Annotated in this window: 6 protein-coding genes and 1 pseudogene; 1 reads left to right on the top strand and 6 read right to left on the bottom strand. The window is 52.9% G+C overall.

Annotation, left to right across the window (positions count from 1 at the left end):
- Positions 1-204 precede the first annotated feature (204 nt).
- Positions 205-618 (bottom strand): hypothetical protein, encoded by a 414-nt coding sequence (locus LA5095_RS00030; RefSeq protein WP_055110873.1) that lies wholly within the window; start codon positions 616-618, stop codon positions 205-207.
- A gap of 140 nt (positions 619-758) precedes the next feature.
- Positions 759-1436 (bottom strand): iron-sulfur binding domain-containing protein, encoded by a 678-nt coding sequence (locus LA5095_RS33480; RefSeq protein WP_082442690.1) that lies wholly within the window; start codon positions 1434-1436, stop codon positions 759-761.
- A gap of 259 nt (positions 1437-1695) precedes the next feature.
- On the opposite strand from LA5095_RS33480, the gene LA5095_RS00025 reads away from it, so the two are divergent.
- Complete coding sequence (locus LA5095_RS00025) at positions 1696-3177, top strand: DNA cytosine methyltransferase (protein ID WP_055110871.1); 1482 nt, start codon at positions 1696-1698, stop codon at positions 3175-3177.
- A gap of 61 nt (positions 3178-3238) precedes the next feature.
- Here LA5095_RS00025 and LA5095_RS00020 read toward each other — a convergent pair whose 3' ends face one another.
- From LA5095_RS00020 to LA5095_RS00005, 4 genes and pseudogenes are all read right to left on the bottom strand, one after another.
- Positions 3239-8875: an ATP-binding protein gene (locus LA5095_RS00020; protein ID WP_144436244.1), complete on the bottom strand. Its 5637-nt coding sequence runs from the start codon at positions 8873-8875 to the stop codon at positions 3239-3241.
- Entirely contained in the window at positions 8872-10401 is a 1530-nt protein-coding gene (locus LA5095_RS00015) for a hypothetical protein (RefSeq protein WP_144436243.1), read from the bottom strand. Before LA5095_RS00015 ends, LA5095_RS00020 begins: the two co-directional genes overlap by 4 nt.
- A gap of 7 nt (positions 10402-10408) precedes the next feature.
- Positions 10409-12244 carry a hypothetical protein gene (locus LA5095_RS00010; protein WP_144436242.1) on the bottom strand — a complete coding sequence of 612 codons (1836 nt, stop codon included), beginning with the start codon at positions 12242-12244 and terminating at the stop codon, positions 10409-10411.
- 568 nt (positions 12245-12812) lie between these two features.
- Positions 12813-13197: pseudogene (locus LA5095_RS00005) on the bottom strand (integrase core domain-containing protein); the annotation flags it as partial.

Genomic DNA, 13197 nt, shown 5'->3' with positions numbered 1-13197 from the left:
CCGCTCTGCGGCTCGGCCTCAAAACGAAAACAGCAACCCAATTCAAGATGTCTATCGGTTGTCCGTCTAAAATCTCCCGGCAACTATCAGACAACCGATAGAACCGGTAATCTGGTGTTTTTGCGCAAAACGAAGCAAAAAATACAAAAGGTTACGTTTACCGGTTGTATCGGTAAAGTCGTGGCGGTGTCATGGCTGTCTGCACTACCGGCCAACCTTTTTCGTGCTTAGCTGTACCGTGGGTGGCGACACAGAGGTGGTCTCAATCTTTATCGCCTCCTGAAGCGCGATCTCTTGAAAGCGTTTACGGGCTGCCTCGAGACGCTCGCCAAAGCCCACATTCACATTCACATTGGCACGGCTCGCTGAAAGGACGGGTTTCTCAACCCGTAGTGCCCGGCCAGCCGCTTGGATTCTGATCTCGATCGGCATGTCTGGATTGCGATACACGGCCTGCAAAAATGCATGTGCGTCACCTTCAAAAGCGTTTTCGATATCTGCAGCTGCCTTGCGGGCGGCCTCTTCCAGCGCGAGTGTCTTGTTGTTCTTGCGGCCAGGGGGACGCCCCGGACCAGGTTTGTAGTTGCCATTGCGTTTGGGTCGAGATCTGATGGTCATCAACAGAACCTTAAATCCTTTTCTGTGGTATTATAATACCGCATACAAGACAGAATCCAAGCATTTTAGCTGGGATTTCAACAAACTGAGTCCTCACATCCAAGACGACCGCGTTGCTTCGCGATAGACTATTATGAACATTACTTTTGGCGCAGTGCGAAATTGCATCGCGCGCTAAGTTCGCACTCACTACAACGCGGGCTTCTGGCCGTGCAAATTAATGCGGAATGGTCAAGTGCCGCCCAGTTTGTGGCGATGGGGCGTTCGCAGTCTACCAACCAGTGACAGGCCTCTTGAAGCCAAGGATCGTACCTTATGTCCGCTAAACGTCGACTGCGAAGATATCTCTCTAAGAATCTAGCCATATTCACGTCGACCAAGGGTTTTGCCCTATCATGTTGAAACAGCTGGATCGCATTTGAAACATATTGTCCAACAGCTGGCACGTCAGCCAACTCCTTGTCCTGCTGGGGAAATGTCCCACCGTTTTCATGCGCATACTTGGCCAAAGCACTAATCGAGCGAGCACGGCGACGCCACAACCCAAGAGGGCGCAGAACCATTTCAAGCTCGCTTATCGGTGCAGCTGCCAAACAATCCCAATCTGGGTACCTTCGAAAGAACTCATTGTAGCACTTTGCCACAGTCTCTGCCCGGGTACGCTGCAGCAAAACCTCGACACAGATCTTTTCGTATTCTCCTGCCTCATGTCTCCGCCAAGGAAAGTTTCGACCACACCTATCGAACCAACTTAAAAGTCTTTTCCGTATCCTAGTGATCCTTGATTTTTCACCTGAAGTGAGACTGTCCTGATGCATTTGTTCGAACGCTCTTTAAGGTAGGGCTAGAGATTAGTTAGTAATTTTCGGGACTGCACTTAAATTGCGAAATATCAATGTGAACAAAGACTGAACACGTTCTAGGTTGAAAATGACGGCATTACACATTAATGAAGCATGCAAGATATTGTGAATATTCAAGTATTTCATTTGCTTTTGCGGGTAGAAGGCTGTCGAGTTATGAATTAACCTCATTGATTCTTCCGACTGATTGAGTTTGAACTAGGTACCCAGAAAAATGGTCTCTTCTTCCCCAACTTGCGTTGATCTTTTTGCAGGCTGCGGAGGGCTTTCACTAGGCCTGAAACAGGCCGGTTTTCAAATAAAGTTAGCGGTCGAGAAATCTGAAATGGCCGCTGAAACATACTATCATAACTTGATTCGCCCCATTCAAGACGCGGATGAATGGCGGAATTATTACGAAAACCGCAATCTCGAAGATCAGGCAGAGTCTGGACTGGTAGTGCGGGAGTTGTCAGATGTCCTCCGATCCAAAGCCATACTTTCCAGATTGCGAGAAAGCGAAATAGACGTAGTAGCAGGCGGTCCACCTTGCCAAGGTTTCTCGTCAGCAGGCAATCGTAATCCTTCAGATGAGCGCAACAAATTGCCATGGCAATTTTTAGAGTTCATTGAAAAAGTGAAGCCGAAGATTGTCATTATTGAAAACGTTGCGGGCATGCAATTTGATTTTCTCAAACACGGGACAAAGTCGCCTTTTGAGGATTTGTGGACTGCACTATCTGCGACTGATCCTGGCTACCAAGTCCAACCTATGGTACTCAACGCAAAACATTTCGGTGTACCGCAACATCGCCCGCGCGTATTTCTCGTCGGATTAAGAGAAGATCTTGTCGGTAAATATTCGTTGGGAATAACGGCGAAAATCTGGGACTCTTCGATTGATTCACCCCAAGTGGCCGTTCTTGGTGACCGACCGCTTCTTGCACCTAAACGAACCCACTTCGATAACAATAGAAATGAAGTTGGGCCGGGGTATTTCACCGTCAAGGATGCGATCTCGGATCTCATGACAGAAAATTATTCCGAGACATCATCTCTATCTGAATTTGCAAGGGAGATGCGAGAAGACACCAGCTATTTGAAAGCCGTTGTATTCGATCCCCAAGCTAACAAAAGACCAAACAACCATGTATTCCGTCAACATTCCGATTTGGTAATGGAAAGGTTCAGCCTTTACCAGTTCTTACGTGATGCAAATATCCACCGGTCAGTCTTGGCAATTCCTAAAAAAACGGGTTTATCTGAACATGCACAACGTAAGTTGCTGCATGCGGCAATAGCGAATGTGAAGTATCCGGCGAAGGATGGTAACGGAAGTATCCTTGCAAATGCACAGCCCACCCTAATGCATCTAATAAGGAAACTCGCAACGAAGAAACATAGCCAGCGTGCGCTTTTTTGGGGCCGACCAGCACCAACAGTAGTTAGCATGCCCGACGATTTTGTTCATCCTGTCCAACCGCGCATCCCTACAGTAAGAGAGTTGGCCAGGTTTCAGTCGTTCCCCGATGCTTTCGAGTTCCGCTCAAAGGAAACTACAGGGGCCCACAGGAGACGCTTTCAAGTACCGCAGTACAGCCAAGTAGGAAACGCTGTTCCCCCGCGTCTAGCGTTCGCGCTTGGATATCATCTCCGCGAAGTTATGGAAATGCTACAACAAAAACAGGGCCTTACCAGAAAACCCGACGTCGCTTAAAAGTCTATTCTCAGATTGATATTTTTCGGCGAAAATGTCGTTTTACGTTAAGTTTGATCGTCTATTCGAAAAAACTAAAGTAAGACTTGTCTCTGATAAACGCGCCCTGTACGTGGTCAGGATCGCATTTGAATAGCGAGTGGAGGTTTTCTAGCACCGGAACACGAGCGGCCATTTCTGCAGCACCATCACCAAATCCGAGCCGCGTGAGATCTTGGGCTGAAATATCGGGCACCTTATGGATGCACCAAGTCCGCAAAGGTTGCGCCCAGTTCACTCCGCCAAGCTTGAAATGTGAAAGGTATTGCGAAGAAAGGATTACACCCATCCCGAATTGTCGACCTTCCAGCAACAGATTCTCGAGTACGTCGAACCCGTGCTCCATTATGTGATGTGCCTCGTCCACAAGCACGAAGGAATCTATGAAACGGCGCTGGATGCCTGTCTCGTCCGTTTGGAAGTCTGGTCGGTTTCGCGACGGCATGTACTCGTTGTAGACAAGATCCAAAAACAAGGTGACCAATATGTCTTGGATCTGACTCCCGGCGTTGATACCCTTCAGGTCTAAGACGAGCGACCGGTCGAACAGCTCACCGAAGTTCGAGATCTTTTGACGATTTGGCTCAAATATCTCAAGATTCACAAGGGCACGAAGGACTGCGGTCACTGAGTCACCTTTCGGAACCACATCACTGTAAATTTCTAGTACGTCAGCGATAAGCGGAAACCCGCGGCCCGAAAAACGGTTGTAGGCGTCAATCACGCATCCCTCAAGCGTATTCCGTTGCACTGGGCCGATGCGATGTACTTTGCTCACCACATCTGCAAAGAACATTGCCCTCCGAATGTGGGCGTTTTTGCTAGCTCCTTCCGGCAGAGCAAAGAAGTTCAATGGAATCGGCTCTTCACCTGGGGAGAGTAGCTTTCCGTTGATATTCTTGATGAATTCCGCATCTATAAAATCGTTTTTATAGTCGAAAATGAGCGTCTTTGGAGGTACGCCGCCGTTACCAGTCGCCGAGCGAGAAAGCTGGTAGACCAACGAACGAACGAACTGTGTTTTCCCAGTGCCAAGATCACCAACGACCCCGATGTTCAGTTGGTTTACCCTTGTGTCACTAGGGTCAAAAATCACTTTTTCAGTATGTATGCCCTTGGGACGCTCCCCAACCTCAATCGCAACCCCCGCTAGTTTGCCAATTTTCCCAGTCGTATCGACTGACTCTGTTTCCTCGCAAACTTCCATGTTGCCGGGCTCTTCAAGAGACTTCTCCTCCGTCTCAGCCGGTGTGGCATCGTTTTTCGTCTCGTGTTGCTTATCTTCTGTTTTCTGCTTCGCTGCATCGTTTTTATCGTTATCGGGATGCAACGCTCCGAGACTCAGACCATCGTTTCCAGCCTGATACTGAAACTCGATCTCGATTTGGTCACGACCAATCGTCTCAACGAAAGTCTGCTGAACATCGGTTCGGTCACCGGAGATGATTGCTCGCCCCAGCTGAAGCGGATTAAGAAGGATCTGCCATGGAGCATCCAACTCAGTACCTCTGGTCTCGATTGGCGATCCGGGTTGGGTGACGCCTCCCGATTGGAACCAGAACAACGTACCGGCTGAAGCGAAAAACCGCGCTCTACCACCCGAGATTGCTTGCAGGAAATCCCTTTCATTTACCAGGGTTTGCTCCGATGCGGTCGAATTACCATCGGCGCGAAGGGCGAGTGCGGCTTCCATCAAGGACGTGACTGCGTTCAGAAGCAGAATAGTTGGTCGTGTATTCACATTTTTACATAGGCTGGCGAGCAACTTGCTCGAGTTTTCAAGTTGTCCAAGCGCTTCTTTTACATCGAGATCATGAGGCGAAGGGAACGTGCCCTCCTGCTGGCGCATCTTCACCTCTACCGGATGGAGTATGATATCGTACAAACCAGCCTTGGTAGGAACCGCACGCACCGCGAGAATATCGGCGCGGCGGCGGTCTTTTTTAACCGTTCCATCCTTGGCTATCGCCTCGAGCACTGAGTTTACCGCATCCATCGGCAATAGGCACCGTATCTCGTCGGTCGGGCCACCTGCTTCCCACGCACTCAGTGCACGAAACGAGAGGAAAAAGCCGATCGCACCAACTGTCTGCGTGTGTCCGATTGAAAGTAGTGACGATAATCCGATTCCACGTGACCCCAGCTCTCCCAGCACCAGTTCAGCGCCAGAAGTCTCAAGTCTGCCAAAGGACGCAACGCAATCGTTTTCCAACTGGTCTCTAAAATGTGGATCGAGCCGCGCGATTGTCGTGTATGGCCGCGCCGGAGCGACGTTCGAGCCAGCTCCTTTGGCAGTTCGCGCGAGAAAAGCGGGGCGCCACTCCCAGAGTACTAGGTCTGAGCCCAAGCTACCTATTTCCTTTGACAGCGTTGCCGGATCCATGTGGGCATTTCCCGCGACCGTCCACTGAGCTGGTGAGTTCCGCAACTCACTTGCCAAGAGTCCGCAGGAGACTTCCGGGTAGCCTATTGAGCCGGTGGGGACTTCCACGAGGCTGAGGCAGCGACCGTAGCCTGGCATAGCCTTGAAGGCGTCTTCCGGTAGACCCGGGCAGTAAGCGCTTCTTAGAGTTCCCGGCGCGGCTCTTGACCAAGTTACGTGCCTATTTACGGGGAGATCAGGGGCGGACCCGCCGAGCTCTTTGCTCTGGCCAGCAGCGATACTTGGTTCGACCAGTGGAGTTTCGAGGAAACGAATGTCTACCCGCGGGCGTTCTTGCAGCTTCCATTGGAAAGGGGGAGGAGCGGTATTGGAGCCTTTTTCCTTTCGCATAGGACCAGCTGCTTTCTCGATTGCCGCAAAAACGTACTCCGGCTCGGGAATCGGTCCGCTCCGGTACGGGCTGTCAAAAACCCTGATGCCTCCAGGCAAACGATCGCCACGCCGCGCCACCTCAGCTGCGGCGGCATCAACGAGTGCGAAGTCAAGCTCGCGTGAACGTTGGACCTCGGACGAGGAATAGATTCCCGCATTTATCTGGCTAACAAGAGGGTGGACTCGCAAGTAATCACGCAATGCAGCTGCCACTCCACCGCGATCTAAGCCGGAAGCGGCACCTACGGGGAACCTTCTTCCCAACAGGCTTCCAAGTCTCCCGGTCCCGTCCTTCGTTACCGAGTTCGAGGCCAAGAATGACCAACCAGAGAAGAGCCCATCCTTACCTGTATCGAGCGGCATGGCGAGTAGGTAGCTCATTTCGAATGGCGACGGAGCTAGGTGGGGGAAACCTAGGCCGTCACAGAAGCGAAGCAGGTCGATCACGTCTTCTGGGCCCAGGTTTTCGAGGAGATCGTTCGCAGAGTTTTGCACCGACCAAGACCACCCCATGCGAAGCGGGTGAAGAGGCGAAAGCAGAATACCCTCGAGTCTCCCTGCCCTGTCAGTTGCGAGAACTGAGAAAGGAAACGAGAGGAGGCCACTCGGTTCATTAGCCTTGCTGTGCCTAAGAAGCTCCGAGAATGCAACCAAGTATTCCTGCAGCCGATCGAGCCGAAGCCCCCTGAGGTCTAATCTGCTTGGCCACGCGCCAAGACCGCCGGTGTCGCTGGAAAGGTCAGGTAGGTGAAGCTCATTAAACGATTCCCAAAACTGTTCCACGGCGTCGCGAGCGGCTCGATCCAAGACCAAGCGGATCGAGCCGGCGTTCTGGTTCCAGCAGTAATAACCAAGGTGCCGATCGAGCTGCGGCTGTTGTGGTGGTTGGGTGTCACCAATCTGCACAGACACGATCCCAAGTGTCGCTTTGAACGTAGCCAACGGTTTCTGAATGATGCAGCTGTCGCTCAGCCAATCCTCAATGGAGCTCCTCGGGTCGCGCCTAAACTCGCTCTCTAAACTACTGTCGATCTCCTCCGACAGCGGTTCTCCCATCGCGCACGCAGTAAACGGTGATACGTGCGCCATTTTTTGATCTGGCATCCGGATCTCGGCCAACAAGTTTTCAAGGTGCAGAACGCCTTCGGGCTTCACTCTGAAATCTTTCGTGAGACCCAATTCGAGCTCGTCGTTCTCAAGTGCTTCGGCGACCAAGGAGATTGTCGAATCAGGCCATTCGATCGCGGTCTCACCCAATGACTGCATGGTGAGGACTCTTGCGTGCGTGGTCGATTTCCCTAGTGTGAAGACGGGTGGTGATGCGTCATCAGGCGCGATTGGCACTACGCGTTCGTCAATTACCGAATACCTCGTTGGTGAATGCAGACAAATTTTGTAGCTTGGCGTCTTAGCGCGCTGTTTCTCGAGCAAGATCGGCGACGTTCTTCCTGGGAATGGCAACAGCAACTCGATGGATTTCGGCCCACGAAGAATTTCTGTCGCCACGTCGCTCATTGGAGAGAGATGAATCTGCTGCGGTTTCTGGGGCCAATTACCCCTGGTGAGCGTAAGCTCGATGTCGAATACGGCGACGATTTCGCTTTCCGTTTCCTCGACAACAAGGTTGCTGACCGAAACCATAGATGATCGGCATTCTACTCCGATCTCAACCTCTCGCGGATCAAAAGATTTGCTTGATCCAAGCGAAACCTTGAAGCGGCCGAGCTTAGCTTGTTTTCCAGATACGGGCGCCGCGGGATCAAGCGTCGCGATGTGAACCCGGTTCTTTAGGTTCGGCACAACTGGCAATGCAATTGATCGCGATCCCGCTAACCTGCTGACAGGTAGGTCCTCTTCCAAGTCGGGCGCGTTGTAAAAGAACGAAGACTCCTGCGTCGTTGACCACGCTTGCATCCAGTCTTCCTTTGGGGCCCCTAGAAAGCATACCGCGAGTATCCGGTGTCCAAGCGTTGAGCTTACGGTGGCCAGGTTGTTCCAAGGAAGTATGGAGAGCGCATGATCCTCGCTGGGCCGCAACCGGCCGGAACGTCGCTCCTCGTCGCGAATGTCAAGTATCGCCAGTTCAACGGTTTCTGTCCTGTCCCACTTCTCCGCGATCAACCGCGCATATTTTCTTGCGTCGTTCGGCTTTGAATAGCGGTTGGCAGACATGTTATCTGGGATCGGCAGGCCAAATGCTACGTAGCACCCAGCGGCCTCAGCCATTGGAGAATCAGCCTTTTTCATGGCGCGGAGCGCCGATGGCAGGTGGTTCAAACCTAGGTCAAGGTGATGCCACCAGGCATCGGTCCAGTTGAGCTCGTCATTTCCGCTCTCTAAATACGCATCTGCCATGTAAATGCAGACATTTTCAAGAGTAGATATTAAGCTGTCACCGTAAGATAAGTATATGCCCACCTCCTCAAAGAGCCGTGGTATCTGCGCGAGTATCTCGCGGATGGAAAGTGAAGAACCGAAAACATCGGCGACACCTGCAGGAATACTTTCAGGATTAAGTGGATTGTAGGCTTCGAGCGACTTCAGCTGTTTCAGCTCTCCGCGATGATGCACGAGCAAGGCGGCAACCTCTTCGCCATCGTCACGGCTTCGCATCCTGATAGCCATCTCCGAGGAGATTTCACCCTCTCCGGGCGTTAGACGGACAACATGCGCGAAGTTGTCGACACCGCGCGCTGCGTTTGCTTCTTCTGCGATGGAAGTCAACTTTCCCGGCGGGAAACTGGCCGGTAGACTAACGCTTGACAAACCATTGAACTTCGCCAAAGAGCGCCCCAACGCGCGAGTAAGAATCTCTTTTTCTTTATCCATCTCTTTGTTACTCAAAACGCAGCCTTCACCTCGATTGCCTCATCAGCATCGTGGCTGCCCCTCGCAAGCCCCGCGTCTTCAAGCCGATCGACGAGCGCGGTAATTCCGGGTCGGAGACACAGTGCTCGGAGAGCACCATCGATATCGGCGACCCGCGCAACGCCCTGCCCCATTCCCGTGGACAAGCTGCTCAATACGACAAGCCATTCTTGCCCGGGGTCGATTACGTGGTAACGCCCTCTGAGCCGCAGCAGACTATAGAGGTCCCTGGAGCCCGGAGCATCTGAACGTTCGGTCAACGCGTACATCACCGTTTCGCGGACGTTTTTCGAGGAGCCGCGGCTCGATCGTAGGTCGTCGGCGGACCGCTCAAATGCCTCAGCAATCTGAGCTTCAAGAGACGCTGTGGATTGCTTCGCACTCCAATCGCGGGCGTTCTGAATCCAGTTGGCGAGACCGTTGCTATCGTCGTCGAACTCGGCAGGCCTCGGGCATCCTTGCTTGATCCACTTATCGAGTACCGACAATGATGCCGTTCCCTGTATGACTGTGGTTTCGATTTGCTCCTTGACACTTCGTTCGGAAACTCTTGCCTCGTCGTTCCAGCGCAACAACGGACGAGATTTTGAAAGGGCTGCTCTGGCAACAGCTTCGGCCTCCTCGTTGGTCACCACGCCAAGAGCGAGAGCTCGCAGAAGATTCATTTCGAAGAGGAACCCCAGGCCGAGAGCGTTTCGAAGGATGCAAGCCGCCCAGTCTGTCCAGCGCCGCCGAGGCATTCTTTCAATCCAACCATCATGGCAGAGCATATCCCATGAACGGGCAAACCACGCGTATGGCGTGGATTCATTTTGCAGCCACAGTGGTTGCAGGCCTCCCACTGCCACGTCAGGACCTTCGCATTCGGAAATGATCACTTTTTTTGCTTCCGCCAAAAACTCCGGAGCCCCAGCTTCCAATGCATCGTCGAGCCACGGCGTGATCGTTTCGCCTTCCCCGCCGAACAACTGCACGAGCTTTCTCGAGGCCGAACCTTCACCGCCTCCCAACACGTACATTCGCTCCAAAATCGCGGCGTAGTTGGCTGGTCCAGGGGTGCGAAGTAACCCTGAACGGTCCTGCAACAAAGACGTGCCGAGGCTCACGGGGACTGCAGCATAGGATTTCGCTTTCGCCGGACGCAGCGCTCTCAAGTCGTCTAGAAGGATCTCTGCAGCGACTTTCGCCTGCTCCGCTGGAATGTCCAAATCCGAGCGCAGGCTCTCGACGAGCTTTTCCCATCTCTCTGTGTCTTGACGGGGGCGCGTGAAACCTATGCGGAGATTTTTTGGCTTGGAGATGTCGTAGCGATCGAAGGCGATCGCCTCGTATGGTTCCTCGTTTCCATCAACTTTGAGCGACACGCTTTCACGGTCGCGCGCCCGTTCAACGATGCCCCAGGTGAGCGACGAGACCAGGATTTCCGGCATATTTGCATACTGTGGTCTGTTTAGCCGGAGGAAGGGGCTACCTACAGAGCGCTCGGTATTATTGCTACTCATGCGTTACTCATCCTGGCCGAATGACCTGCCCGTCTGTACCCACAAAGACCGTGTTTCCGCCCAACTGACGGGCCGCCCTTGTCTCAAGAGATACAAGGCGGGCACGCAGACGTTCAAGGCGTGGTTCAACAAATCGAAGCGAGTCTGAGAATCCTAATCCGTCGGTTCTAGACAACGCTTCACGCATCAGGTGGAAGTCCAACGGCGTCTCCGCGTAATCCCCGCTCCCAGGACGGTGGATCCGCAATATCATACGTCCACCGAAGACCGACAGGTCGAGTTTGAAATCCCTCGGGTCCACCTCGACAGCGACGTGGGCATCGCCGGTTGCAGGAGTGGTCACTCTCGGTCTCATTAACGGCAGTCTCGCGAGGGAGCCACTAGATCCCTGCGTCGGCGGAAGGAAAACTCTCAAGAGCGCGTCGCTGACGCCTCTCGAAAGGCCCTCGCCACGCAGGCCTCGGCGCATACATCTCTGCAACTCACTGATAACATCAACAAAAGCGGACCTCCCCAGAACGAGGCCATGGAACCGACGTAAATACTGTGAATACCAAGGTAGGAGTTCGTCTCTAGCAAGCTCGGAGTGACCGCTGTTAATTGGGTTCGCGAGTTCGGCAACAACCTTGTCCAATGCCTCTTCCAGTGGGCTCCAAACCGATTTCAAGCGGTCGTCGATGCTTAGGAATAGTCTAACGGCACCCGTTCCATCGTGTGCTTGCCCCATTGCACTCGCCAGTAGCTCGTGCTTTTCCGACGAGAAGTCCAGCAGCGGATCAGATGCGATTATCGCATCGAAGGCGTCGTTTTGCGCGAACACGGTTCGCCGGAACTGGGCACCGATAGGCACGCCTGCGCGAAGGCCACCGTACAATAGCACGTGTGTCCTAAGGCTTGCGAGTGAAACGAGCGCGCGACCTCGTTCCAATGATGAACTTGCGGATTGGAAGTCCTCCTTAGTTCGCTTTACCCAGGCCCCAATTCCATCGAGCCCATCAGTCCCTATGGGTCCCACCAGAGCAAGCGCCGCAAGACCCCACAGGTCGCGATACGAAAAATTGAAGCCACCTATGATCTCAGCGCTGCGGGCGCTTCGACACCAGGCATCAACGACCTCCTCGTTTGAAAGCATTGATGCATTGGCACGAACTGGATCTAAATCTCCCCCGGGCCAATCGTCGCCATTCTCTTCGAGAAATTTCTCCGCGAGTTCACGGAGTGGTTTCTCAAACGCAGCGTCGCGCCTATCGAACCCGGCGCCGCCCTCGTGGACCAATGCTATGTGGCGCGCTTCGTTATTGGTTTGCGCACTGTCGACAATGGGCAGGGGCTCCAGCAGAGAAAGGTGATCCATGTACACCACGATCACATCGAATTCCATGCCATCTATCGAGGTGAGAGAATATGCATCGTGGTCAGACGCTAACTGCCGTTCTCCGTGGATGGACCACCCCTCGACCTCCGGTTCTTGTGTGGTACCAGCTTGAAAGAGAAGGGACGTAATGCGATGGGCTACTGCGTTCACGCCCCGCGCTTCGCGGCCAGAAAACTCGCGAAGTTCGCCGAGCAGCACGCCACGGTTCACGCATGCTATAAGATGGTTTCCACCTTCGATCGCAAACGTTATGTCTTCAATAAGATCGCCTTTCGATATCCGTTCGGCCGGGATAGTTGCATCATTCACGACACGGAGGCATCTGCCGGACGGCGTGGCATAGTTGTACGAGCGTTGTGAATAGCCGTCGGTCTTTTCGTTATCTTCGATCCTTTCGGCGCCAGCATCCTGAACGACCCGCGCTGAAAGGTACGACTTGCCGTTGCCTGCGCCACCGACAAGGAACAAAAGACAAGGACTTTGCTGCCCTTCCACATCTCGACACGCTTTCACGAGCGTTTGACAGGCTGTTGACGCGAAAGGAGAAGCTGGGCCTTCCGGCCAATGACCACCAGCCTGAAGTCTTATGGGTGTCGCGGCTACCTCTGGCCCACCAAATGAACGCTCATAAATCCATAATGGGTAGCTACTAAACAATGAGTTCTGCCCCTAAATTGGTTCTTAAATCTACACACAAAGACTTCAAGCTTTTTGATTCATGAATTAATTTCACGTCACAAAGGTAGTGTTTCAATTTCACCAAAAGACAGATGTGTCCAACTATAAAGTAAAGCATCGTCTCGCTCACGCATCGCAACTAAGCTTCCAGAAGAGCAGCATGTAAGTGCCAATCTTGAAGCTGGGTTTCATCACGCCACTGTGTGTTAGTTATCATCCACAGATATACAACGTAAAGGCGTACTATCGTAACTACGAGACTGCCTGTGCACAATCGGACACCTGTTTTCTTACCGGTGCCGGCTTGAGATTGTTGGAGAGCTGTGATCAGCCCCACTTGAGTGGTCCGTTTTGATTGTTAGTGCATGACTGGGCTGCGGTCCATCTGGATGATGGTCTCCGGTGCCGGTGGTCGGTATCCCAAGGCGCTGTGTGGACGCTTGGTATTGTAGTGTTTCCTCCATTGTTCAATCAGGATTTGCGCTTCCTTCAGGCTGTAGAAGGTTTCTCCGTCAAGCAGTTCATCTCGGAAACGGGCGTTGAAGCTCTCGCAGTATCCGTTTTCCCATGGCGAACCAGGTTCGATGTACGCGGTCTTGGCACCCACAGCGTTGATCCAGTCCCTGACGGCTTGAGCAACGAATTCCGGCCCGTTGTCCGATCTGATGTAGGCTGGGACAGCCCGAAGATGAAGAGATCTATCAGCGCGTCAATCACGTCGGTGGAATTGAGCTTTCGCTTCA

Source organism: Roseibium album, from assembly GCF_001404515.1.
In the GTDB taxonomy this organism is placed as follows: domain Bacteria; phylum Pseudomonadota; class Alphaproteobacteria; order Rhizobiales; family Stappiaceae; genus Roseibium; species Roseibium album.
Note: the sequence above shows the minus strand (reverse complement) of the source record. Positions and strands in the feature narration are given on the sequence as shown.

What these genes read in the sequence shown, in the direction of transcription:
- LA5095_RS33480 (WP_082442690.1), bottom strand. Translation starts at nt 1,436, where the DNA reads ATGCATCAGGACAGTCTCACTTCAGGTGAAAAATCAAGGATCACTAGG.
- LA5095_RS00030 (WP_055110873.1), bottom strand. Translation starts at nt 618, where the DNA reads ATGACCATCAGATCTCGACCCAAACGCAATGGCAACTACAAACCTGGT.
- LA5095_RS00015 (WP_144436243.1), bottom strand. Translation starts at nt 10,401, where the DNA reads ATGAGTAGCAATAATACCGAGCGCTCTGTAGGTAGCCCCTTCCTCCGG.
- LA5095_RS00025 (WP_055110871.1), top strand. Translation starts at nt 1,696, where the DNA reads ATGGTCTCTTCTTCCCCAACTTGCGTTGATCTTTTTGCAGGCTGCGGA.